This is a genomic window from Pseudomonas mercuritolerans (assembly GCF_025706525.1).
GTDB lineage: Bacteria > Pseudomonadota > Gammaproteobacteria > Pseudomonadales > Pseudomonadaceae > Aquipseudomonas > Aquipseudomonas mercuritolerans.
Genome location: NZ_JAMSHA010000002.1, coordinates 765527 through 787670 on the forward strand (window position 1 = coordinate 765527; position 22144 = coordinate 787670).

The 22144-nt window shown below is 60.7% G+C and carries 23 protein-coding genes; 10 read left to right on the forward strand and 13 right to left on the reverse strand.

Translation table 11 applies throughout. The annotated features are described in order from the left end of the window. Positions 1-60: 60 nt before the first annotated feature. The 4 genes from ND528_RS08255 to ND528_RS08270 are packed head-to-tail and all read left to right on the forward strand — an operon-like array spanning position 61 to position 2860. Complete coding sequence (locus ND528_RS08255; protein ID WP_024014990.1) at positions 61-543, forward strand: Fur family transcriptional regulator; 483 nt, start codon at positions 61-63, stop codon at positions 541-543. After that, positions 543-1328 carry a zinc ABC transporter ATP-binding protein ZnuC gene (znuC, locus tag ND528_RS08260; RefSeq protein WP_101159662.1) on the forward strand — a complete coding sequence of 262 codons (786 nt, stop codon included), beginning with the start codon at positions 543-545 and terminating at the stop codon, positions 1326-1328. Before ND528_RS08255 ends, znuC begins: the two co-directional genes overlap by 1 nt. Continuing rightward, the gene (gene znuB / locus ND528_RS08265) at positions 1321-2109 is read left to right on the forward strand and encodes a zinc ABC transporter permease subunit ZnuB (protein ID WP_016772340.1); all 789 of its coding nucleotides are present in this window, start codon (positions 1321-1323) and stop codon (positions 2107-2109) included. Before znuC ends, znuB begins: the two co-directional genes overlap by 8 nt. 37 nt (positions 2110-2146) lie before the next feature. Then, a complete protein-coding gene (locus tag ND528_RS08270; RefSeq protein ID WP_263470074.1) occupies positions 2147-2860 on the forward strand; it encodes a PA5502 family lipoprotein in 714 nt (237 codons plus the stop codon). A gap of 94 nt (positions 2861-2954) precedes the next feature. Here ND528_RS08270 and katE read toward each other — a convergent pair whose 3' ends face one another. Further along, positions 2955-5096, reverse strand: coding sequence for a catalase HPII (katE, locus tag ND528_RS08275; RefSeq protein ID WP_263470075.1), 2142 nt, complete (start codon positions 5094-5096; stop codon positions 2955-2957). A gap of 262 nt (positions 5097-5358) precedes the next feature. On the opposite strand from katE, the gene ND528_RS08280 reads away from it, so the two are divergent. The 3 genes from ND528_RS08280 to ND528_RS08290 all read left to right on the forward strand — a co-directional run bounded on the left by ND528_RS08280 (position 5359) and on the right by ND528_RS08290 (position 7876). Continuing rightward, entirely contained in the window at positions 5359-6366 is a 1008-nt protein-coding gene (locus ND528_RS08280) for a methionine ABC transporter ATP-binding protein (RefSeq protein WP_016772338.1), read from the forward strand. Next, positions 6366-7040, forward strand: a complete 675-nt coding sequence (locus tag ND528_RS08285; protein WP_016772337.1) for a methionine ABC transporter permease — start codon at positions 6366-6368, stop codon at positions 7038-7040. Before ND528_RS08280 ends, ND528_RS08285 begins: the two co-directional genes overlap by 1 nt. Positions 7041-7105: 65 nt before the next feature. Then, a complete protein-coding gene (locus ND528_RS08290; RefSeq protein WP_130911862.1) occupies positions 7106-7876 on the forward strand; it encodes a MetQ/NlpA family ABC transporter substrate-binding protein in 771 nt (256 codons plus the stop codon). Between the two features lie 253 nt (positions 7877-8129). Here the strand turns inward: ND528_RS08290 and ND528_RS08295 are convergent, their stop codons facing one another. From ND528_RS08295 to ND528_RS08315, 5 genes are read right to left on the reverse strand one after another with little or no spacing between them, the layout of a single operon-like run. After that, a complete protein-coding gene (locus ND528_RS08295; protein ID WP_024014996.1) occupies positions 8130-8765 on the reverse strand; it encodes an SCO family protein in 636 nt (211 codons plus the stop codon). Further along, entirely contained in the window at positions 8762-9661 is a 900-nt protein-coding gene (gene cyoE, locus ND528_RS08300; protein ID WP_263470076.1) for a heme o synthase, read from the reverse strand. The genes ND528_RS08295 and cyoE overlap by 4 nt, the downstream gene beginning before the upstream one ends. Then, positions 9649-10728 carry a COX15/CtaA family protein gene (locus tag ND528_RS08305; protein ID WP_263470077.1) on the reverse strand — a complete coding sequence of 360 codons (1080 nt, stop codon included), beginning with the start codon at positions 10726-10728 and terminating at the stop codon, positions 9649-9651. The genes cyoE and ND528_RS08305 overlap by 13 nt, the downstream gene beginning before the upstream one ends. 10 nt (positions 10729-10738) lie before the next feature. After that, positions 10739-11332: a hypothetical protein gene (locus ND528_RS08310; RefSeq protein WP_056791251.1), complete on the reverse strand. Its 594-nt coding sequence runs from the start codon at positions 11330-11332 to the stop codon at positions 10739-10741. Next, positions 11298-12038 (reverse strand): SURF1 family protein, encoded by a 741-nt coding sequence (locus tag ND528_RS08315; RefSeq protein ID WP_263470078.1) that lies wholly within the window; start codon positions 12036-12038, stop codon positions 11298-11300. The genes ND528_RS08310 and ND528_RS08315 overlap by 35 nt, the downstream gene beginning before the upstream one ends. Positions 12039-12108: 70 nt before the next feature. Between ND528_RS08315 and ND528_RS08320 the strand changes: the two genes are divergently transcribed. Beyond that, positions 12109-12312: a twin transmembrane helix small protein gene (locus tag ND528_RS08320; protein WP_130911866.1), complete on the forward strand. Its 204-nt coding sequence runs from the start codon at positions 12109-12111 to the stop codon at positions 12310-12312. A gap of 90 nt (positions 12313-12402) precedes the next feature. Here ND528_RS08320 and ND528_RS08325 read toward each other — a convergent pair whose 3' ends face one another. From ND528_RS08325 to coxB, 4 genes are all read right to left on the reverse strand, one after another. Beyond that, the gene (locus tag ND528_RS08325) at positions 12403-13290 is read right to left on the reverse strand and encodes a cytochrome c oxidase subunit 3 (protein ID WP_016772329.1); all 888 of its coding nucleotides are present in this window, start codon (positions 13288-13290) and stop codon (positions 12403-12405) included. Between the two features lie 25 nt (positions 13291-13315). Then, positions 13316-13867 (reverse strand): cytochrome c oxidase assembly protein, encoded by a 552-nt coding sequence (locus tag ND528_RS08330; RefSeq protein WP_071173968.1) that lies wholly within the window; start codon positions 13865-13867, stop codon positions 13316-13318. A gap of 126 nt (positions 13868-13993) precedes the next feature. Further along, positions 13994-15580: a cytochrome c oxidase subunit I gene (gene ctaD, locus ND528_RS08335; protein WP_042609004.1), complete on the reverse strand. Its 1587-nt coding sequence runs from the start codon at positions 15578-15580 to the stop codon at positions 13994-13996. An 82-nt stretch (positions 15581-15662) separates the two neighbouring features. Then, positions 15663-16790 (reverse strand): cytochrome c oxidase subunit II, encoded by a 1128-nt coding sequence (coxB, locus tag ND528_RS08340; protein ID WP_016772326.1) that lies wholly within the window; start codon positions 16788-16790, stop codon positions 15663-15665. Positions 16791-17160: 370 nt separating this feature from the next. On the opposite strand from coxB, the gene ND528_RS08345 reads away from it, so the two are divergent. Continuing rightward, a complete protein-coding gene (locus ND528_RS08345; RefSeq protein WP_024015006.1) occupies positions 17161-17811 on the forward strand; it encodes a hypothetical protein in 651 nt (216 codons plus the stop codon). A gap of 136 nt (positions 17812-17947) precedes the next feature. Here the strand turns inward: ND528_RS08345 and ND528_RS08350 are convergent, their stop codons facing one another. The 3 genes from ND528_RS08350 to ND528_RS08360 all read right to left on the reverse strand — a co-directional run bounded on the left by ND528_RS08350 (position 17948) and on the right by ND528_RS08360 (position 21589). After that, entirely contained in the window at positions 17948-19474 is a 1527-nt protein-coding gene (locus ND528_RS08350; RefSeq protein ID WP_263470079.1) for a SulP family inorganic anion transporter, read from the reverse strand. 90 nt (positions 19475-19564) lie between these two features. Further along, positions 19565-20293 carry a carbonic anhydrase gene (locus tag ND528_RS08355; protein ID WP_016772323.1) on the reverse strand — a complete coding sequence of 243 codons (729 nt, stop codon included), beginning with the start codon at positions 20291-20293 and terminating at the stop codon, positions 19565-19567. A 237-nt stretch (positions 20294-20530) separates the two neighbouring features. Further along, entirely contained in the window at positions 20531-21589 is a 1059-nt protein-coding gene (locus tag ND528_RS08360; RefSeq protein WP_263470080.1) for a PA0069 family radical SAM protein, read from the reverse strand. A gap of 244 nt (positions 21590-21833) precedes the next feature. Here ND528_RS08360 and ND528_RS08365 point away from each other — a divergent pair, with 244 nt between their 5' ends. Then, complete coding sequence (locus tag ND528_RS08365; RefSeq protein WP_130911332.1) at positions 21834-22136, forward strand: hypothetical protein; 303 nt, start codon at positions 21834-21836, stop codon at positions 22134-22136. Positions 22137-22144: the final 8 nt, after the last annotated feature.

The window sequence follows — 22144 nt, forward strand, 5'->3', positions numbered from 1 at the left end:
CACTCAAGGAAGCGAGAACGGGTAACATAATAACGTCTCCAGCAAATCTCGTCGCCGCTCATGCCTATTACACCGATTGCCAGCCGTCCCCACGACCACTCCCATTGCGTGCACAGCGCTTTGTCCGAGGCCGATACCTTGTGCGCGCAAAAGGGCTTGCGTCTGACTGCCCTGCGCCGCCGCGTGCTGGAACTGGTCTGGCAAAGCCACAAGCCGCTGGGTGCCTACGACATCCTCGCTGTGCTCAGCGAACAGGACGGCCGCCGCGCCGCGCCGCCAACGGTGTACCGCGCGCTGGATTTCCTGCTGGAAAACGGCTTGGTTCATCGCATTTCGTCGCTCAACGCCTTCGTTGGCTGTGTACACCCGGAACACGCGCATCAGGGCCAGTTCCTGATCTGTCGCGAGTGCCACGCCGCTATCGAACTTGAGCAAAAAGTGATCAGCGACGCGATCATCAGCAGCGCCAAAGACGTCGGTTTCATCGTCGAAGCGCAGACCGTCGAAGTGGTTGGCCTGTGCGCCGGTTGCCAGGGGGCCTGATGAGCAATGCGCTGATCCGTCTGGAACAGGTCGCCGTCACGTTTGCCGGGCAGACCGTGCTGGACAACATTGAGCTGAGCGTCGAGCCAGGGCAGATCGTCACCCTGATCGGCCCCAACGGCGCCGGCAAGACCACGCTGGTACGCGCCGTGCTCGGGCTGTTGAAGCCAAACAGCGGCAGCGTCTGGCGCAAACCGAAGCTGCGCGTCGGTTACATGCCGCAGAAACTGCATGTCGACCCGACCCTGCCGCTGTCAGTGCTGCGCTTCCTGCGCCTGGTGCCCGGCGTCGACCGACCTCGCGCCTTGGCCGCGTTGAAGGAAGTCGGCGCTGAACACGTAATCGACAGCCCGGTGCAGAGCGTTTCCGGCGGCGAAATGCAGCGCGTGCTGCTGGCTCGGGCGCTGCTGCGCGAGCCGGAGTTGCTGGTACTCGACGAGCCGGTGCAGGGCGTCGACGTCGCCGGGCAGGCCGAGTTGTACAGCCTGATTACCCGGCTGCGCGACCGCCACGGTTGCGGCGTGCTGATGGTGTCGCACGATTTGCATCTGGTGATGAGCACCACCGATCAGGTGGTCTGCCTCAACCGCCACGTCTGCTGCTCCGGGCATCCCGAGCAGGTCAGCGGCGATCCGGCATTCGTCGAGCTGTTCGGCAAGAATGCGCCGAGTCTGGCGATCTATCACCACCATCACGACCACGCCCACGACCTGCACGGTTCGGTGGTCAAAGGCCCGCTCGGCGGGCAACCTCATGTTCATGGAGACGGCTGCAAGCATGGCTGATTTTCTGTTGTATGCCCTGCTTGCAGGTCTGGCCCTGGCGCTGGTGGCAGGGCCGCTCGGTTCGTTTGTGGTGTGGCGGCGCATGGCCTATTTCGGCGACACCCTGTCTCACGCCGCGTTGCTTGGCGTGGCACTGGGGTTTTTGCTGGACGTCAGCCCGACGGTGGCGGTGACGGTCGGTTGCCTGCTGCTGGCGGTGCTCTTGGTGACGCTGCAACAGCGTCAGCCGCTGGCGTCCGACACGCTGTTGGGAATTCTTGCACCGAGCACGCTCTCTCTCGGCCTGGTGGTACTAAGCTTCATGCATGAAGTGCGGATCGACCTGATGGCCTATCTGTTTGGCGACTTGCTGGCGATCAGTCCGAGCGACCTGGCGTGGATTCTCGGCGGCACTGCGGCGGTGCTGGTGTTGCTGGTGACGCTGTGGCGGCCGCTCCTGGCGGTCACCGTGCACGAAGAACTGGCGCGGGTCGAAGGCTTGCCGGTTGCGGGTTTGCGCTTGGCGCTGATGCTGTTGATCGCGGTGGTGATCGCCGTGGCAATGAAAATCGTCGGGGTGCTGCTGATCACTTCGCTGCTGATCATCCCTGCGGCTGCGGCACAGCGTCACGCCCGTTCGCCGGAGCAGATGGCGCTGGGCGCGAGCCTGCTGGGCATGCTCGCGGTGTGCGGCGGGCTGGCGTTGTCGTGGTTCAAGGACACCCCGGCGGGGCCGTCGATCGTGGTGACGGCAGCCGCGCTGTTTCTGTTGAGTTTTGTTCTGCCCCGTCGTGGGGTGTAGACTTGGCCGCTTTTTGCGCAATTAGAGAGTCGCAGGAATGAAGCCGTTCGCCTCCCGTTATCTGCTCCTTGTCGCATTTTCAGTGCTGCTGGGCGCCTGCCAAAGCACGCCGCCGGTGGCTGAAGTCCCGGATGCGCGGGCTACGGCCATCGCACAGCTGGAGCAAAGCCTGGCCAGCAGCGAACTGGCCACCGCCGAAGACCAGTTGGCCGCGTTGCAGGCCGCAACCCCCAATGATCAATCCCTTGAGCAATACCAGCGGCAGCTGGCCGAGGCGTACCTGCGCCGCAGCCAGATCGTCCTGCAGAAAGGCGATGTCAACGCTGCCGCCACCGCGCTCAGCCGCGCCCGTGCTCTGATGCCCAAGGCGCCCGCGCTGACCGGCGGCGTCAACGGCGCGATCACCGAAGCGCGCAAGGCCGAGCTGGAAAAGGCTGAAGCGGCGTTATTGGCTGCCGAAGCCCGGCCGAAAGCCAAGGTGATCGACCCGACTGCCGAGAGCACCACGGTTGCGTTGAACATCGGTGATATTCACAAGCTGCAACGACAACTCGACGCCATCGCCGCCGATGTGGTGAATTACGAATGCGCCGTCAGTATTCAGGCACCGCGCACCGCGGATTACCCGTGGCTGGCGACGTTGTTGAGCAAGCGAGTAAAGAAGCTTGATCCTGATTTTGATTTGCTGATCGAAAAGCAGATCTTGCGCACAGTGCCGGCGCAGATGGTTTTAAGCCCGCGCAAGCCATAAAACGCATCGCGAGCAGGCTCGCTCCCACAGGTGCAACAGCGTACCTGTGGGAGCGAGCCTGCTCGCGAAAACGTCCTCTCAGCCAATAAAGATCTTAAGCCGGAATCGCCTTGGCCCTAGGCTCCCGCGCCCAGACCCGATGCTCGCCAATCGCGGCGAAGAACGGCTTGGTCAACGCCCCCACATCCGCGCCCTGCAACAACCCCGCATCCGCATCGAGCTTCAGCAAGTCCTGCAATTGTTTGGCCTCGCCGTGCAGCGCGATCGCCTTCAGGTGCTTATAGGCCTCCAGCAGATAATGCAGCGCCACGCCGTCGCCGCTCAACGCGGTAATCGACGCAGCGCCACCCGGCACGAATACCGCGTCGAAAGCGATCGACGGCATGCCTTCCATCGACGCATCCACCGGCAATGCCTTGCCATCAGCGGTTTTCACTGGCGCCGAGGTCGGCCCGAGCAGTTTTGCGTGAGCGCCTTCGGCTTCCAGCGCTTTCTTCATCGCATCGATGGCTGCAGCGTCAACACCATTGGCAGCAAGGATCGCCACCTTGCGCGTCTTGATATTGCCTGGCAGCAGGTTGGCCTGGCTCAGCGCTGGCGATTGCTCCAGCGAGGTCTTGCGCACTTCGACCGTGCCTTTGGCTGGCGCCGGCAAACCAAGGTTTTCCGCCACGCGTTTGGCCAGGGTCAGGTCGATATTGGCAAGGATCTCGTTCACTTCACGGGCACGAATGAACTCACGCTCGACCTTGCCCAGCTCGAAGCTGTAGGCAGCGATGATGTGTTCTTTCTCGTGGTCGCTCATGCTGTTGAAGAACAAGCGGGCCTGGGAGAAGTGATCGCTGAACGACTCGCTGCGCTGACGGATCTTCGCTGCGTCGATGCGTTCTGGATAGCTCTCGAAACCACCGTCCTGTGCCGCTGGCGGGGTTTCTTTTGGCCAGCCGCCGTCGATCGAGTTCGGCTCATAAGAGGCGCGACCCTTGTCGATGGTGGTGCGGTGCTGCGCGTCGCGCTGGCCGTTGTGGAACGGCGCCACCGGGCGGTTGATCGGCAACTCATGGAAGTTCGGCCCGCCGAGTCGGCTGATCTGCGTGTCGGTGTAGGAAAACAGCCGACCTTGCAGCAGCGGGTCATTGGAGAAGTCGATGCCTGGCACGATGTGGCCAGGGCAGAAAGCGACCTGCTCGGTTTCCGCGAAGAAGTTGTCCGGGTTGCGGTTCAGGGTCATTTTGCCCAGCGGCGTAATCGGAACGATTTCTTCGGGGATGATCTTGGTCGGGTCGAGGATGTCGAAGTCGAAGTCGTGTTCGTTCTCTTCTTCGACGATCTGCACGCCCAGTTCCCATTCCGGGTAGTCGCCCATTTCGATCGCTTCCCACAGGTCGCGACGATGGTAGTCGGTGTCTTTACCTGCGAGCTTCTGCGCCTCGTCCCACACCAGCGAGCAGGTGCCGGCGGTAGGGCGCCAGTGGAATTTGACGAAGCGCGATTTGCCCTCGGCGTTGATCAGGCGGAAGGTGTGCACGCCGAAGCCCTGCATGCTGCGCAGGCTTTTCGGGATCGCCCGGTCGGACATCGCCCAGATGACCATGTGCGCCGATTCCGGCACCAGCGAGACGAAGTCCCAGAACGTATCGTGAGCCGAGCCGCCGGTGGGGATTTCGTTGTGCGGCTCGGGTTTCACCGCGTGGACGAAGTCCGGGAACTTGATCGCGTCCTGAATGAAGAACACCGGCATGTTGTTGCCGACCAGGTCGAAGTTGCCTTCATCAGTAAAGAATTTCACCGCAAAGCCGCGCACGTCACGCACGGTATCGCCGGAACCCCTTGGCCCCTGCACCGTGGAAAAGCGCACGAACACTGGGGTTTTCTTGCCCGGATCCTGTAGGAAACCGGCCTTGGTCAGCGCTGCATGGTTCTCGTAGGTCTGAAAGAAACCATGCGCGCCAGTGCCGCGAGCATGGACGATGCGCTCCGGAATGCGCTCATGGTCAAAGTGCGTGATCTTTTCACGCATGATGAAGTCTTCCAGCAGCGACGGCCCGCGCGGCCCGGCTTTGAGGGTGTTCTGGTTGTCGGCGATCTTCACGCCCTGATTGGTGCGCAGTGCCTGACCGGTGGCGTCCGAACGGAATTCTTCCAGGCTGTCGAGCTTGGCGTTGGTGTTGGCGCGATCCGGGGTATCGGTCCCGGCCATTTCGCTTTTATCGGGTGAAGGCTTTTTGATGCTCATCAGACGTAAACTCCTCGTTTGGCCCCGGATGCCTTCCGCAGACCCTTGAGTGATTCCCGGGCACGGCACCCAGGGTTTCAAGTCGCTTAAGTAGTGACTGATGAGCGTTTCAGCCGTTCCGTTTATCTGACCTTTGATCGCGTTATTGCCAAATCGAAGGATAATTGCGAAATAAATGCTAAGAACCTCTATACGGACAGGCTAAAATGCGCGCCCGGCTAACCGCTGATCCTTTTCCAACGCGCCCCACAAGGTTCGCTACGTGATCGAGTTTCAAAACGTCCACAAGACTTACCGCGTTGCCGGTAAGGATATTCCCGCGCTGCACCCGACCAGTCTCGCCATCGAGAACGGTCAGGTGTTCGGCCTGATTGGCCATTCCGGTGCGGGCAAAAGTACCCTGCTGCGTCTGATCAATCGCCTGGAAGATTCCAGTGGCGGCAAGATCATCGTCGACGGCGAAGAAGTCACCGCACTGGACGCCAACGGCCTGCGTCGTTTCCGCCAGCAGGTCGGGATGATCTTCCAGCACTTCAATCTGCTCGCCTCCAAGACTGTCGCCGACAACGTCGCTTTGCCGCTGACCCTGGCCGGTGAGTTGTCGAGCAGCGAAATCAACCAACGCGTGGCCGAGTTGCTGGCGCGGGTCGGTTTGTCCGACCACGCGAAAAAGTACCCGGCGCAATTGTCCGGCGGTCAGAAGCAACGCGTCGGCATTGCCCGTGCGCTGGCGACCAAGCCGAAGATTCTGCTGTGCGACGAGGCCACCAGCGCCCTCGACCCGCAGACCACGGCATCGGTCCTGCAACTGCTGGCCGAAATCAATCGCGAACTGAAACTGACCATCGTCCTGATCACCCACGAAATGGACGTGATCCGTCGCGTCTGCGATCAGGTCGCGGTGATGGACGCCGGTGTGATCGTCGAGCAGGGGCCGGTGGCCGATGTGTTCCTGCATCCGCAGCACCCGACCACCAAGCGTTTCGTCCAGGAAAGCGAGCAGATCGACGAGAGCGAGCAGCGTGACGATTTCGCCCACGTGCCCGGGCGCATCGTGCGTCTGACCTTCCAGGGCGAAGCGACCTATGCGCCGTTGCTCGGTACCGTCGCCCGGGAAACCGGCGTCGACTACAGCATCCTCGCCGGTCGCATTGACCGCATCAAAGACATTCCGTACGGGCAACTGACCCTCGCTGTCACCGGTGGCGACATGGAGGCGGCGTTTGCCCGCTTCACCGCCGCTGACGTTCACATGGAGGTGTTGCGCTAATGGCTGACCTGATGAGTTTCTTCGCCAATATCGACTGGTACGAAATCTGGCTGGCGACTGGCGACACCATGCTGATGCTCGGCGGTTCGCTGCTGTTCACCGTGCTGCTCGGCCTGCCGCTGGGCGTGCTGCTGTTTCTCTGCAGCCCGCGTCAATTGCTGGAAAACCGTGGCCTCTACGCGGTGCTGTCGCTGGTGGTGAACATCTTGCGTTCGCTGCCGTTCATCATCCTGCTGATCGTGATGATCCCGTTCACCGTGCTGATCACCGGCACCTCGCTGGGTGTGGCCGGGGCGATCCCGCCGCTGGTGGTCGGTGCTACGCCGTTCTTCGCGCGTCTGGTGGAAACCGCGCTGCGCGAAGTCGATCGCGGCATTATCGAAGCGACCCAGTCGATGGGCGCGACCACGCGGCAGATCATCATGAACGCCTTGCTGCCGGAAGCCCGTCCGGGCATCTTCGCAGCGATTACGGTGACAGCGATTACACTGGTGTCCTACACGGCGATGGCCGGTGTGGTCGGCGCCGGTGGTCTGGGTGACCTGGCGATCCGTTTCGGCTACCAGCGTTTCCAGACCGACGTAATGATCGTCACCGTGGTGCTGCTGTTGATTCTGGTGCAAGTGCTGCAAATGGTTGGCGACCGCCTGGTCGTGCATTTCTCGCGCAAATAACGGGTTTCGATCATCTAGAGAGGCGCTGGCCAAGATGGCGGGCGCCCTGAACAGGAGTTAGCTGAATGAAAAAACTGATCGCTGCTTTCGCTGCCGTCGCTGCGTTTTCGGCCCACGCCGAGACCCTGACCGTTGCCGCCACCCCGGTGCCGCACGCGGAAATCCTCGAGTTCGTCAAACCGGCCCTGGCCAAAGAAGGCGTGGATCTGAAGGTCAAGGTCTTCACCGACTACATCCAGCCGAACGTACAGGTAGCGGAGAAGCGTCTGGACGCCAACTTCTTCCAGCACCAGCCGTACCTCGATGAGTTCAACAAGGCCAAGGGCACCAGCCTCGTCGCCGTGACCGGCGTGCACTTGGAGCCGCTGGGCGCTTATTCGAGCAAGCTCAAGGATCTGAAAGACCTGCCAGGCGGCGCCAACGTGGTGATCCCGAACGACGCCACCAACGGCGGCCGTGCGCTGTTGCTGCTGGACAAGGCTGGCGTGATCAAGCTCAAGGATTCGAAAAACATCCTGTCGACCCTCAAAGACATCGAGCAAAACCCGAAAGACCTGAAGTTCCGTGAACTGGAAGCCGCGACCATCCCGCGCGTGCTGACCCAGGTCGATCTGGCGCTGATCAACACCAACTATGCGCTGGAAGCCAAGCTCGATCCGTCCAAGGATGCGCTGGTGATCGAAGGCAACGACTCGCCATACGTGAACATCCTCGTGTCCCGCGCGGACAACAAGGACAGCGACGCGATGAAGAAACTCGCGGCTGCGCTGCACAGCCCGGAAGTGAAGAAATTCATTACCGAGAAGTACAAAGGCGCGGTGTTGCCGGCGTTCTGATTCAGGTTGCTGCAATGAAAAAGGGGACGCCAATGGCGTCCCCTTTTTTGTGTCTGGTGCCTGGCTTGCGACCTGCCTTGAAGCTTCCCCTCACCCCAGCCCTCTCCCGAGGGAGAGGGGGCCGACCTTCAAGCTTTTCGAGCCTGAGTTCGACTCACAATTGCAGGTCGGCGCAATTCGAATAAACACCTCGGTCAGTCCCCTCTCCCTCTGGGAGAGGGTTAGGGTGAGGGGCTTTTTAGCTTTTGAACTGTCAATTGCGCTCAAGCATCGCCGGCAACTGCGCCACCAGCTTGGCATTGTTCAACGGCGCGCGGATAAACCCGCGCTGTGTGCCGTCCGGGCCGATCACGGCGAGATTGCCGCTGTGATCCACGGTGTAGTTCGGCTTGCTGGTATCGGCGGGAATGAACGGAATGCTCACCGCGTTCGCGACCTTCTGCAGCTCCTCGATAGATGAAGGCGTCAGGCCAATGAACTGCGGATCGAAGTAGCCCAGGTACTGCTTCAACTGCTTCGGCGTATCGCGGTTGGGGTCAACGCTGACCAGCACGATCTGCAATTTATCCACAGCCTCTTTCGGCAGCTCGCTCTTGATCTGACGCAGTTGCGCCAGGGTGGTCGGGCAGATGTCCGGGCAGAAGGTGTAGCCGAAGAACAACAGACTCCACTTGCCTTTCAACTCGTCGATGGCAACTGGTTTGCCGTCCTGATCGGTCATGGTCACGTCCGGCAGGTTGCGGCTCTGCGGCAGCAGGATAATGCCGGCGTCGATCAGCGCAGTCGGATCGCCCTGGCCTTTGCCGTTCAGCACTTTATTCACGGTAAGCCCGAGGATCAGCGCGATCACGGCGACGAGGATGAAGACGGTTTTCTGGGTTCGGGTCATAGGTTCAACAGTAAGTAGTGGTCTACGAGCAGGGCGATGAACAACAGGAACAAGTACCAGATAGAGTACTTGAAGGTGTTGATCGCCGCGTGCGGCCGACTGCCACGGTACAACACCACGGCCCATTGCAGAAACCTCGCGCCCAACGCCAGCGCGCAGACCAGATACAGCACGCCGCTCATGTGAATCACGTACGGCAGCAGACTCACCGCCAGCAACGCAAAGGTGTAGAGCAGAATGTGCACTTTGGTGTAGTGCTCGCCATGGGTCACCGGCAGCATCGGAATGTCGGCCTTGGCGTATTCCTCCTTGCGATGAATCGCCAGCGCCCAGAAATGCGGCGGGGTCCAGGCGAAGATGATCAGCACCAGCAACAGCGGTTCGGCGCTGACATGGCCGGTGGCAGCGGTCCAGCCGAGCAGCGGTGGCGCGGCGCCAGCGAGGCCGCCGATGACGATGTTCTGCGGCGTCGCGCGTTTGAGGAAACCAGTGTAGATCACGGCGTAACCGAGCAGTGATGCGAGAGTCAGCCACGCGGTCAATTGATTGGTGAACGTCAGCAGCAGCGCCTGGCCGAGCAATGCCAGCACCAGGGCGAAGGTCAACGCCGCCGCAGGTGAAACCCGGCCTTCGGCCAGCGGCCGTTTGTGCGTGCGCGCCATTACCGCATCGATGCGCCGATCGACCACATGATTGACCGCCGCCGCGCCGCCGGCGCACAAGGCAATGCCCAGATTGCCAAACACCAGCACTGTCCACGGCACGCCGGCGCGGGTAGCGAGGAACATGCCGACCAGCGAGGTGATCAGCATCAGCACCACGACTTTCGGCTTGGTCAGCTCCAGATAATCGCGCCACAGCGCTTGCGCCGCACGCTGGCCAATCAGACTCGCCATGGCGTTTCTCCTTTCAATGCGATAGGCGCGACGACAGGTTTGTGCGCACTCAAGCGCCAGCGCGCCAGCACCGGTTGGCTCACCCGCAGCAGGCTGGTGCGCGCGTGATAATTGACCAGCACCAGCGTCAGTAACAGCGCCGCGCCGCCAGCGTTATGCGCGACGGCCACTGGTAGCGGTAGATGAAACAGCACGTTGCTGATGCCAAGGGTGATCTGCGCGGCGAGGGCGATCAGCAGCAACCCGGCCAGTCGGGTCATGCCTACCGCTTTCAACTGCCAGGCCAGACCGAGCAGTACGACCGTCACCAGCAAAGCGCCGATGCGGTGAGTCAGGTGAATCGCCGTGCGCGCATCGCTATCGAGTTGTCCGCCGAGATAATTCGGGCCGATGTGCTGGGTCAGGTGAAAACCGTTGGCGAAGTCCGCCTGCGGCAGCCATTGGCCGTGGCAGGTGGGGAAGTCGATGCAGGCCACCGCTGCGTAGTTGGAACTGACCCAGCCGCCCAAGGCGATCTGGCCGATCACCAGCAGCAGGCCCGCCGTCGCCCAGTATTGCAGGCGCTTGGGTACGGTCAGCGCCGGCAGCACGCCGGACAACCTCAGCGTCAGCAGGAACAGCAGACTCAACGTGGCAAAGCCGCCGAGCAAATGCCCGGTGACCACTTGCGGCCAGAGCTTGAGCGTCACCGTCCACATACCGAACGCCGCTTGGGCGATGACCACCGCCAGCAGAAACAGCGGCAGTTTCACCGGCTGGCCCGGATGGCGCCGGTTTACCCAGGCGCGCCCGGCCAAAACTGAAATCAGCAAGCCGAGGGTGCCGGCGAAGTAGCGGTGGATCATCTCGTTCCAGCCCTTGTGCGCCTCCACTGGCGCGTCAGGGAAATGCAGTTCGGCATGGGCCAGTTGCGCCTCGCTGTTCGGCACGCTGATAAAGCCGTAGCAGCCTGGCCAGTCCGGGCAGCCGAGGCCAGCGTGGGTCAGGCGGGTGTAGGCGCCGAGCAGCACCACAATCAGTGCCAGCAGGGTGGCAAACAGCGCGAGGCGAAATCCAGGTTTGGCCATGACGATGCCCTTATCCGATGTTCGACAGTTTCAGCAGATGCCGCAGGTCGTTGAGCAGATCCTTGCCCTTCACATTCGGCTCGTAACGCAGCACCAGATTGCCGTGCGGGTCGACGATCCACAGCTGCGGCACGGCTTTGTCGCCGGTGGTTCTGGCGAATACCCCGGCATCCAGCGGATAGCGCTGCAGCTGCGGATATTCACGGTCGAGTTTGGCGGCATAATCGGCGCTCAGTGGTTGCGCGGCGGCGAGGGCGTGGCTGGCGCGCCCGGCTTCGCGGCCGAGGCTGATCTGGATCTGCCGGGCCAGATAAACCAGTTGCTGACAATCGACTGCGCAGTCCTTTGGCGCCGTGACCAGAATCTGCCAGCGCTGCTCATCGGCCTGCACGCCGAGGTCGGCCCGAGTCTGGCCGTTACCGATCAGCTCGCCGTGATAGCTGCGTCCTTCCGGCACCCAGAACTGCAATTTGTACATGCCGGTGGCGAGCAGCATCGGCCCGACGACGCCAAGGACGATCAGCAACAACTGAATGCGCCCGCGCCGGCGGCTGGGAACGGGTTTGGCCTCAGACATGCTGGGTGGATTCATGGCGCTTCCCATGGCGTTTCTCCTTTGCGTTGTGCCAGCCGAAATAGAGGTAGAGCCCGAGCAACGCCGTGGCCATGGCGAACCATTGCACGGCATAGCCGAGGTGTTTTTCCGGGCCCATCGCGACCACCGGCCAATCGGTCTGGTAGCTGGCCGGGGCGGGTTCGGCGCGCAGCTCAAAGGCGAAACCGTCCCGCTCCAGGGTTTGCCACAATTTGCCCGGCTCGACGGCGGTAATGGTTTGCGGCCAGACATGGCTGACCGGATCGGCGTGCAACTGGAACGTTGCGCCGGGGGCGACATAGACCCAGGCGTCGAGCGTCAGCGCCTCGGCCGGTGTCGTGAATTGCGGCGGCACGCGCCGATCGGGCCATGGCAGCCAGCCGCGATTGACCAGCAGCCAGAGGCCGCTGCGTTGGTCCTGAAACGGTTGCAGCAATTCGACGCCGACCTTGCCGCCACGCTGGCGGTTGTCCAGCAACAGCGTGTGGGCGGGGTCGAACTGGCCGTGCAGGCGCACGCGGCGGTAAGCCGGGTCGGCGCTGGCGAGCAGTTCACTGCTGGCCAGCGGTTCGGCCACGCGACGTTCAGCGTAACTGGCCAGCAGCGCGGTTTTCTCCGCCCCCCGGCCCAGTTGCCAGAAGCCCAGCGCAACCATCAGCGGCAGCAACAGCGCCACCACGACAGTGGGAATCACGCCCGGGCGAAAGCGCTTCATGGGCGCGCCGTAAAGTCAGTGATCGCGATCGCTATACTCATTTTCATCGCCTGTCCCCCGGAGTCTTGCCATGTTCAAAGCAGCGATCGTCCTGATGCTGATTGCCACGGTCGTCAGCCTGTTCAGCGGCCTGTTTTTCCTGGTCAAGGACGACAGCAGCTCCAATCGGCTGGTCATCGCCTTGAGTGTTCGGGTGGCACTGGCCGTGATCACCGTCGGCCTGATGGCCTGGGGTTTCTACAGCGGCCAGTTGGTGTCCCATGCGCCGTGGTAGACGCGAGCGGCAAGCTTCAAGCGGCAAGCTACAAGTTAGAGGCCATCCCGCTTTGACTTGAAGCTTGCAGCTCGCCACTTGCAGCTGTTTTCAGAGCACATAGACGAAGAAGAACAAGCCGATCCACACCACGTCGACGAAGTGCCAGTACCAGCTCGCCGCTTCGAAACCGAACTGGTGCTCGTTGTCGAAGTGGCCCTTCATGATGCGCATCAGCATCACGAACAGGATGATCGTGCCGATGGTCACGTGGGCGCCGTGGAACCCGGTGAGCATGAAGAACGTCGCGCCGTAAATGCCCGAGCCGAGGGTCAGCCCCAGCTCTTGGTAGGCGTGGATGTATTCCTCGGCCTGGAAACCGAGGAACGCGATGCCCAGCAGCACGGTGATCGCCAGCCATAGTTTCAGCGCGCCGCGATGGCCTTTCTTCAGTGCATGGTGGGCGATAGTGATGGTCACGCTGGAGCTGACCAGCAGAATCGTGTTGAGCAGCGGCAGGCCCCAAGGGCTGATGACATCCTTGGGCGGTGGGAACAGTTTCGGGTCGGGGTTGTTCAGCAACGGCCAGACATATTCGAAGTTCGGCCAGAGCATTTCCGACAGGCCCTTGCTGCCTTCGCCGGCCAGCCCGGGTGCCGACACGACGCGGATATAGAACAGCGCGCCGAAGAAGGCGACGAAGAACATCACCTCGGAAAAGATGAACCAGCTCATGCCCCAGCGGAACGAACGGTCCAGTTGTGGGCTGTACAACCCCGCGCGACTCTCCTTGATCACCGCACCGAACCAGCCGAACAACATGTACGCCAGCAGCAGGCCGCCGACGAAAAAGATCAGCGGGCCGTGGGAATCCGGGCGTGCGGCCTTGAGATCGTTGAACCAGGTGGCGAGGCCGTAGACGGTGACGAACATCCCGAGCGTGGCGATGATCGGCCATTTGCTCTGGGCCGGGACGTAATAATGCTCATGAGTTGCCATTTATTGTTCTCCTTATCGGCCACGCTCAACCGCCAGTGTTAACAGCCACCGGCGGATGTCGGGCGGTGATATCGAACAGCGTGTAGGACAGCGTCAGGTGCTTCACTTCCTTGGGCATGTCGCGGTCAACGATGAAACGCACCGGCATTTCGATCTGTTCACCGGGCTGCAGCACCTGCTGGGTAAAACAAAAGCATTCGGTCTTGTGGAAAAACGCTGCGGCGTTGCTCGGCGCGATGCTCGGCACCGCTTGCGCGCTCATCGGCTTGTCGGTGGGATTGCGCGCGATGAACACCATCTCGTTGACCGCACCGGGATTGGCGGTCAGCTCGTCGTGTTTAGGGTAAAAGTCCCATGGCATGTCGGCGGTGTTGGTCGAGAGAAACTGCACGCGCACCTGGCGCGAGGTGTCGACCACTTGCTCGCCTGAGTACTGGCTGCCGGTCTTGCCGTTGATGCCGAAGGCTTTGCACATCACGTCGTAGATCGGCACCAGGGCGAAACCGAAGACGAACATCGCCACCACCACTAGCAGCAGACGGGTGACGAGTTTCTTCAGCGAGATCGAGTCAGCCATGATTTTCAGCCTCCACATGAACCCTTGTGGGAGCGAGCCTGCTCGCGAAGCAGACGCCGCGGTGCTTCAGACACACCGCGTCAGCGTTCTTCGCGAGCAGGCTCGCTCCCACAAAGAACTCCATGTTCATTTCACTTCCGGCGGCGTGGTGAAGGTGTGATACGGCGCTGGCGACGGCACGCTCCACTCCAGCCCTTCGGCGCCGTCCCATGGTTTGGCCGGGGCCGGTTCGCCACCACGGATGGTCTTGATGACGATGAACAGGAAGAAGATCTGCGTGGCGCCGAACATGAATGCGCCGATCGACGAGACCATGTTGAAATCGGCGAACTGCAGGTTGTAGTCCGGAATCCGCCGTGGCATCCCCGCAAGACCCACGAAGTGCATCGGGAAGAAGGTCAGGTTCATGCCGACGAACGACAGCCAGAAGTGCAGCTTGCCAAGGGTTTCGTCGTACATGTGCCCGGTCCACTTCGGCAGCCAGTAATAGGCCGAGGCGAAGATGCCGAAGATCGCCCCGGGCACCAGCACATAGTGGAAGTGCGCGACCACGAAGTAGGTGTCCTGATACTGGAAGTCCGCCGGGGCGATCGCCAGCATCAGCCCGGAGAAACCGCCAATCGAGAACAGGATGACGAACGCCACCGCAAACAGCATCGGCGTCTCGAAGGTCATCGAGCCTTGCCACATGGTGCTCGCCCAGTTGAACACTTTCACACCCGTCGGCACGGCGATCAGCATGGTCGCGTACATGAAGAACAATTCGCCCACCAGCGGAATGCCGACCACGAACATGTGGTGCGCCCAGACGATGAACGACAGGAACGCGATGCTCGCCGTGGCGTAGACCATCGAGGTGTAGCCGAACAGCGGCTTGCGCGCGAAGGTCGGGATGATCTGGCTGACCGCGCCGAACGCCGGCAGGATCATGATGTACACCTCGGGGTGGCCGAAGAACCAGAACACATGCTGGAACAGCACCGGGTCACCCCCGCCGGCAGCGCTGAAGAAACTGGTGCCGAAGTGGATGTCCATGAGCATCATCGTCACGCAGCCGGCGAGCACCGGCATCACTGCGATCAGCAGAAACGCGGTGATCAGCCAGGTCCAGACGAACAGCGGCATTTTCATCAGGGTCATGCCGGGGGCGCGCAGGTTGAGGATGGTCGCGACCACGTTGATCGCGCCCATGATCGAACTGATGCCCATCAAGTGGATGGCGAAGATAAAGAACGTCACGCTTTCCGGTGCGTAGGTCGTCGATAGCGGCGCATAAAAGGTCCAGCCGAAATTCGGTCCGCCACCCGGGGTGAACAGTGTCGAGACCAGCAGCAGAAACGCCGCCGGCAACAGCCAGAAGCTGAAGTTGTTCATCCGGGGCAGGGCCATGTCCGGCGCGCCGACCATCAACGGAATCATCCAGTTGGCGAGACCGACGAATGCCGGCATCACCGCACCGAACACCATGACCAGACCGTGCATGGTGGTCATCTGGTTGAAGAATTCCGGCTGGACGATCTGCAGGCCGGGCTGGAACAGCTCGGCGCGAATGACCATGGCGAACGAGCCGCCGAGCAGGAACATGCAGAAGGCAAACCACAGGTACAGCGTGCCGATGTCCTTGTGGTTGGTGGTCAGCACCCAGCGCATCAGGCCTTTGGCGGGGCCGTGGGCGTGGTCGGCGTGACCGTGGTCATCGATGACAGCGCTCATGGCCGGTCTCCTTTACGAAAGTGGACGGGGCAGGCCGGGGCTCGCTGCCCCGACCGGTTCACTGAATACGCAATTGACCGGTTCATTTGCTTTCCGCCTGTTTCAGCTCCAGCACTTCTTTTGGCGTGACCATGTCGCCCTTGTTGTTGCCCCAGGCGTTACGTTCGTAAGTCACGACCGCTGCGATATCGACTTCCGACAGCTGTTTGCCGAACGCCGCCATGGCGGTGCCGGGTTTGCCGTGGTAGACGATGCTCAGGTGATCCTTGATCGGCCCGGTGGCGATTTTCGAGCCCTTGAGCGCCGGGAACATCGGCGGCAGGCCCTGGCCTTCAGCCTGGTGACAGGCCACGCAAGTGGTGTGGTAAACCTTGTCGCCGCGCTCCTTGAGCTCGTCGAGGGTCCATTCCTTGCTGGTCAGTTCTTTGAGCTGTGCGGCTTCGGCCTTGCGCTCGGCGAGCCATTTTTCGTAGTCGGCCTGTTCCTTGACCTCGACTACGATCGGCATGAAACCGTGATCCTTGCCGCACAATTCGGCGCACTGGCCACGGTAGAGACCGGGTTTGTCGATGCGTGTCCAGGCCTCGTTGACGAACCCGGGAATCGCATCGCGCTTGACCGCAAATGCCGGCACCCACCAAGAGTGAATGACATCAGCCGAGGTCACCAGAAAGCGCACCTTGGCGCCGATCGGCAGCACCAGCGGCTTGTCGACTTCGAGCAAGTAATGCTCGCCCTTGGCTTCTTTGTTGTGAATCTGTTCGGCGGGGGTGGCCAGGTTGCTGAAGAACTCGACGTCCTGGCCCAGGTATTTGTAGTGCCACTTCCACTGATAACCGGTGATCTGGATATCGATGTCCGGCTCGCTGGTGTCGTACATCTTGATCAGCGTTGCGGTGGCGGGCACGGCCATGGCTACCAGGATCAGCAGCGGCACGATGGTCCACATGATCTCGACGCCGGTGCTTTCGTGGAATTTGGCCGCGACCTGGCCGGTAGAGCGGCGGTGCACCATCATCGACCAGAACATGGCGCCGAAGACGATGATCCCGATCACCACACAGATCCAGAAAATGGTCATGTGCAGGTCGAATACTGCGTGACTGATTTCAGTCGCTCCAGGCGCCATATTCACAGTCCATGCCGCGTTGGCCGGGCTGAAAATCGACCACAACAGGAGGCCCATCCAGACATGTGGATGTCGCATCATTGCGGGTTCCCCTTATCGTTCTTGTTATCCCGCCGGCGTATCGCCTGCGGCAAGGGAGCGGCTGCATCAGACTACGAACTTGAATCGCCGGGCCTTGCTGCGGGTGCAGTCGGGCGTCATCAGCTAACTCCATTCATTGGCGAGTATAGACAGCGCCCGGGATTTGCAACCCGGACACGTAAATGAGCTGAAACAACCGGCGCTTGCGTTCAAGTGCCCGAATGGAGAAGGATGCAGACGAGTGGTGGCAAATGGATATAACGCAGCTGCATCAAGGATGAAATAATTATGACAAATGCGTCTTAGCGTTTTTCGTAAGCCAGCTAAGTTATGTCTTCCCTATTTCATTGCCTTGTTTCCTGGAGTTTTCATGAACACCGCCGCATTGCGCGAGCAGATCCAAAAAGCCCAACAGCACGAAAAAGACACCGGCCTGCTGACCCGTCAGCTGGAAAGCAAGCTGCCTCACCTGCACCCGGCGATCCAGTTGCCGGAAGCCGACGCCCAAGGCGTGCTGACGCGTTTTGTTGCCGCCTACATCGATGAAGTACCGGACCTGCTGGATGCAGCCAATGAAGTCGCCAGGGAAGCGGGAATCGAATCGCAGATCAAACCGGTGCTGAAAATCGCCGAGCAGTATTTCCTCCAGCCGCCGGCGATCATGGCCGGGCACGTCGGCCTGGACAGCCTGCTCGACGAAGCCTATCTGGCACACCGCTTTGTCGAAGAGGTCAACGACCTGTACATCAAGCACTTCGGCCAGCCATTGATCCCCTTGGACATGACGGTCGCCAACCTGATTGCTCACCAATTGATCGGTGAGGAATTTGCCAACCAACTGGACGAAGCGGTGCATCACGCGATCGACGAGATGCTCAACGAAGAGAGTTTTGCTTTGGAGTCGGTCGAAGCCTATCGCGAGAAACTCAGTAGCCCGGACACTGGCGCGGCGTGGAAACGCTGGCCGTGCATGAGCCGCCGGTTGGGTGTGGGGCTTGAGCTGGATCAGCCTGCCGCGTAACCCTCATACACCATAGATGCAATGTGGGAGCGAGCCTGCTCGCGAATGCGGTCGATCATTCAACATCTCTGTTGGCTGATACACCGCTTTCGCGAGCAGGCTCGCTCCCACAGGGTTTGTGTTCACAATGGATTATCTAGCCGGCCGCACCAATCCCGGTATTGGTCCGAACCCGGCCTTCCAGCCTGCGTTTCAACCCGCGCGATTCGATCAACAGCTTCGAACCCTTCGCCGCGTTCGCCCGGCCCCATTCCTCAAGCAACTCCAGACACGAATGGTCGATGTAGCTCAGGTTGTTCAGCGGCACATGCACCGTCGTGCCGTGGGGAATGCTGCCCAGCACCTGCGTCAGCGCCGGCACTTTCAGGAACGTCGCCGCGCCGACCAGACGCAATTCCATTTCGCCGTCCTGCGGCAGGTCGATCAGGCTGATCTTCAGGCGCGAAGCCTTGAACGCCAGCTTCAACATGGTCAGGCCGAAACCGATCAGCACACCGGTGAGCAGATCAGTGAAGATGATCGCCAGCGCCGTCGCGGCATAGGTGAACATCGGCATGCGTCCATAACGACCCAGACCACGGAAGGCTTTCAGGTCGACCAGTTTGAAGCCGGTATACACCAGCACCCCCGCCAGACTCGCCACCGGAATGCTTTGCAGCACGCTCGACAGCAACAGCACGAATGCCAGCAGCCACAGGCCATGGAAAATCGTCGAGTAGCGTGTGGTCGCACCGGCCTGAACGTTGGCCGAACTGCGCACGATCACTCCGGTCATCGGCAGCGCGCCGACCAGACCGCAGAGCATGTTGCCGACACCTTGCGCCGACAGTTCACGGTCGAAATCCGAACGCACGCCGCTGTGCATGCGATCCACCGCCGCAGCGGATAGCAGGGTTTCGGCGCTGGCGATAAATGCGACGGCGAACGCGGCAATCAGCAGCGTCGGGTCGGCCAGATTCATCAGGTCGGCTGGCTTGAGCCAATCGATCGCCTCGGCCAGATTCGCCGGTACCTCGACGCGCTTGACCTGCAACGCCAGAATCAGGCTCGCCACCGTCGCCAGACCCACACCGAGCAATGCGCCGGGAATGAAGCGCAGCGAATGCGGGCGGAATTTTTCCCACAGCCACATCACCGCAATCGTCGACAGACCGAGCAGACCCGCCTGCCAGCCGAACGACGGCAAGGCTTGCGCTACGGCCGCCGGGAACGCCGTGAGGTTGTCGAGCCCGGAAGGCTGCGGCTTGGCATCGAGCATCACATGGATTTGCGAGAGCACAATCAACACGCCAATGCCCGCGAGCATGCCGTAGACCACCGCTGGCGCCGTGACGCGAAACCAGCAGCCAAGCTTCAGGCGCCCGGCGACCAGTTGCAGAAATCCGGCGAGCAGCAGGATCGGCCCGAGCATCTCCACGCCATGCTGGCGCACCAGTTCGAAAACCAGCACCGCCAGACCCGCCGCCGGACCGCTGACCTGCAATGGCGAACCCGCCAGCCAACCGACCACCAGACCGCCGATGATGCCGGTGATCAGACCTTTGGCCGGCGGTAGCCCTGAGGCAATCGCGATACCCATGCACAGCGGCAGGGCGACCAGAAACACAACCACGGAAGCCAGCAGCTCCCGTGGCAACACAGCTTTCAATTGAGCCGCACGCATGGCGATTCTCCCGAAGTTTTCTTCAGGCGTGGCGAGGCCGGGCCGCTGAATCAGCGGCCGGCGTCATACCACACAGATTGTTGGGAAGATTTAGAAGCGCGCTTTGGGCGTCGCCACAGGAATCGGATGGCTGCCGTCGAGAGGCAGGAAACGACCCTGGTCCGCGTCGTAAGCTTTGATTTCGCTGGTTTCGATGTTGTAGACCCAGCCATGGATGAACAGATGACCGTTCGCCATGCGCGAGGCTACCGAAGGATGGGTACGCAAGTGCTGCAGTTGGGCGATGACGTTTTCCTCGGTGAGGATCGGCATGCTGTCTTTTTCGTCGGTGCAGTTGCAGTTGTCGTGCACCATGGTTTTCGCGACTTCAGCGTGGCGCAGCCAGGCTTTGACCGTCGGCATTTTTTCCAGGCTGTCGGGGTTGAGTACCGCGCGCATGGCGCCGCAATCGGAGTGGCCGCAAATGATGATGTGCTGCACGCCCAGCGCCAGTACCGCGTACTCGATAGCGGTGGAGACGCCGCCGTTCATCTGACCGTAGGGCGGCACCACATTGCCGACGTTACGGGTGACGAACAGATCGCCCGGCGAGCTCTGGGTAATCAGCTCGGGAACGATGCGCGAGTCGGCGCAGGTGATGAACATCGCCTTGGGCGCCTGGGCGGTGGCGAGCTTCTTGAACAGTTCTTCCTGCTGCGGAAAAACATCATGATGAAAGCGTAAAAAGCCATCAACGATCTGTCGCAGTGCTGCATCGGCGGATTGTGCTTCAGGGCTTTGCGCCGAGGCAGCCAACGACTGTTTATCCTTGTCACTCATGATTCATCCTCTTGTGCGGATTCAGGGAGTCTTCCCCGGTATTCCGGTATGAAGCCAGTGGCTGTTTAAACCATCCGGGTCATCCCGACCCGTCAGTCACTCGATGAACAAGGTAGCCGCCGAAACTTAACTGAAACTGAATGAAACGCTCTAGAACGTGTGTTCCAGGTCACAAAAAACGTGACTGGCGTGTTTCGGCGGAAGGATTCCAACCCGTCAACCCAAAGCCAATTGTCGCTAAATCAACGACATCTGGCGACCCGGCGGACAGAAGGCCGAGCAGTCGAGGTTATAGCCCTCGCGTTTGTTCAGGCCAAGTTTTTTGATGGCCTTGGCAAATCTTTGTGCGAGCAGGTCGGCAAACGGCCCCTCACCACGCATCCGCGCGCCGAATCGGCTGTCGTAGAGTTCACCGCCGCGACTCTGGCGGATCAGACTCAGCACATGCGCGGCACGTTGCGGATAGTGCGCCTGCAACCACTCCTCGAACAGCGGCGCAACTTCCAGCGGCAGGCGCAACATCATGTAGGCGGCGCTCTGCGCACCGGCAGCGTGAGCCTCGGTGAGCAGGCTTTCGATTTCGCTGTCGTTGATCATCGGAATCATTGGTGAACACAGCACGCCGACCGGAATGCCTGCTTCGCGCATCACCCGAATCGCGCGCAGGCGTGCCTTGGGCGCAGCGGCGCGCGGTTCGAGGATGCGTTTGAGTTCATCATCCAGCGTGGTCAGGCTGATCATCACCGCCACCAACCGTTGCTGCGCCAACTCGGTCAGCAAATCGAGATCGCGCAGAATCAGCGAACCTTTGGTGACGATGGTTACCGGATGTCGGTAGCGCAGCAGCACTTCCAGGGTCTGTCGGGTGATCTGGTATTCGCGCTCGATCGGCTGATACGGGTCGGTGTTGGAACCGAGATTGATCGGCGCGCATTGATAGCCGGGTTTGCTCAGCTGTTCTTCAAGGACCTGGGCGGCATTGGTCTTGGCGATCAGGCGGGTTTCGAAATCGAGGCCCGGTGACATGTCCCAATAGGCGTGGCTGGGCCGTGCGTAGCAATAGATGCAGCCGTGTTCGCAGCCGCGATAGGGATTTATCGAACGGTCGAAGGGCAGATCCGGCGAGGTGTTGCGGCTGATGATCGATTTGGCCTTCTCGATGATCACTTCGGTGTTTTGCGTCTGCGGTACTTCCTGATACCAGCCATCGTCCTCGGCCACTGAACGACTCGGCGCAAAGCGGTTGTGCGGGTTGGTTGCGGTGCCGCGACCGCGGGGCGGGACTGGAGTGATCATCGAACGAACCTCTACTCTGTATATGCATACAGTATCCGAGGCTGTGCGCTGTTATCCAGTACCGTTCAGCGATGCTAAGGAAATTGGCGGTGCCGCTCGTGGATAAAGTTGTTCGTTAGATGATCCTTGCTGATAAACGACAATCGAAGACACAGATGCGCAATTGCTCAACACAGATCCGCTATATAGGCTCTGGAACTTCCGGCAACAGACTCCGGCCAACTAATTAAAAGGATTTGATTGAATGTCTTATTTGAATCAACGCGGTGTTTTCCTGCAAATGATGCGGCCCAGCATCACCGACTCCAATACCATTGTTTCGCTGCAGCTGGCGCGCAAGGAACTGGGCTGGGATGCAGAACAACAGCTGGCGTCCGAGGCTCTGGTCGATTCCATCTATGTCGTAGCGGTATCGGCCGACAAGGGCAAAACCTTCACTATTCGCACCAACAAGAAAGATGTCGACGGTGACGGCGATATTGATAGTGATGACAAGGCGAAGTTGATCGCACTGGCCAAAGCTTATGTGGCTATCATTAATCCGTAAGCAGAAGT

Excerpts from the sequence above, each read along its gene's own strand:
- ND528_RS08255 (WP_024014990.1), top strand. The coding sequence starts at position 61 with ATGCCTATTACACCGATTGCCAGCCGTCCCCACGACCACTCCCATTGC.
- znuC (WP_101159662.1), top strand. The coding sequence starts at position 543 with ATGAGCAATGCGCTGATCCGTCTGGAACAGGTCGCCGTCACGTTTGCC.
- znuB (WP_016772340.1), top strand. The coding sequence starts at position 1,321 with ATGGCTGATTTTCTGTTGTATGCCCTGCTTGCAGGTCTGGCCCTGGCG.
- ND528_RS08270 (WP_263470074.1), top strand. The coding sequence starts at position 2,147 with ATGAAGCCGTTCGCCTCCCGTTATCTGCTCCTTGTCGCATTTTCAGTG.
- katE (WP_263470075.1), bottom strand. The coding sequence starts at position 5,096 with ATGAGCATCAAAAAGCCTTCACCCGATAAAAGCGAAATGGCCGGGACC.
- ND528_RS08285 (WP_016772337.1), top strand. The coding sequence starts at position 6,366 with ATGGCTGACCTGATGAGTTTCTTCGCCAATATCGACTGGTACGAAATC.
- ND528_RS08290 (WP_130911862.1), top strand. The coding sequence starts at position 7,106 with ATGAAAAAACTGATCGCTGCTTTCGCTGCCGTCGCTGCGTTTTCGGCC.
- ND528_RS08295 (WP_024014996.1), bottom strand. The coding sequence starts at position 8,765 with ATGACCCGAACCCAGAAAACCGTCTTCATCCTCGTCGCCGTGATCGCG.
- cyoE (WP_263470076.1), bottom strand. The coding sequence starts at position 9,661 with ATGGCGAGTCTGATTGGCCAGCGTGCGGCGCAAGCGCTGTGGCGCGAT.
- ND528_RS08305 (WP_263470077.1), bottom strand. The coding sequence starts at position 10,728 with ATGGCCAAACCTGGATTTCGCCTCGCGCTGTTTGCCACCCTGCTGGCA.
- ND528_RS08310 (WP_056791251.1), bottom strand. The coding sequence starts at position 11,332 with ATGGGAAGCGCCATGAATCCACCCAGCATGTCTGAGGCCAAACCCGTT.
- ND528_RS08315 (WP_263470078.1), bottom strand. The coding sequence starts at position 12,038 with ATGAAGCGCTTTCGCCCGGGCGTGATTCCCACTGTCGTGGTGGCGCTG.
- ND528_RS08320 (WP_130911866.1), top strand. The coding sequence starts at position 12,109 with ATGTTCAAAGCAGCGATCGTCCTGATGCTGATTGCCACGGTCGTCAGC.
- ND528_RS08325 (WP_016772329.1), bottom strand. The coding sequence starts at position 13,290 with ATGGCAACTCATGAGCATTATTACGTCCCGGCCCAGAGCAAATGGCCG.
- ND528_RS08330 (WP_071173968.1), bottom strand. The coding sequence starts at position 13,867 with ATGGCTGACTCGATCTCGCTGAAGAAACTCGTCACCCGTCTGCTGCTA.
- ctaD (WP_042609004.1), bottom strand. The coding sequence starts at position 15,580 with ATGAGCGCTGTCATCGATGACCACGGTCACGCCGACCACGCCCACGGC.
- coxB (WP_016772326.1), bottom strand. The coding sequence starts at position 16,790 with ATGATGCGACATCCACATGTCTGGATGGGCCTCCTGTTGTGGTCGATT.
- ND528_RS08345 (WP_024015006.1), top strand. The coding sequence starts at position 17,161 with ATGAACACCGCCGCATTGCGCGAGCAGATCCAAAAAGCCCAACAGCAC.
- ND528_RS08350 (WP_263470079.1), bottom strand. The coding sequence starts at position 19,474 with ATGCGTGCGGCTCAATTGAAAGCTGTGTTGCCACGGGAGCTGCTGGCT.
- ND528_RS08355 (WP_016772323.1), bottom strand. The coding sequence starts at position 20,293 with ATGAGTGACAAGGATAAACAGTCGTTGGCTGCCTCGGCGCAAAGCCCT.
- ND528_RS08360 (WP_263470080.1), bottom strand. The coding sequence starts at position 21,589 with ATGATCACTCCAGTCCCGCCCCGCGGTCGCGGCACCGCAACCAACCCG.
- ND528_RS08365 (WP_130911332.1), top strand. The coding sequence starts at position 21,834 with ATGTCTTATTTGAATCAACGCGGTGTTTTCCTGCAAATGATGCGGCCC.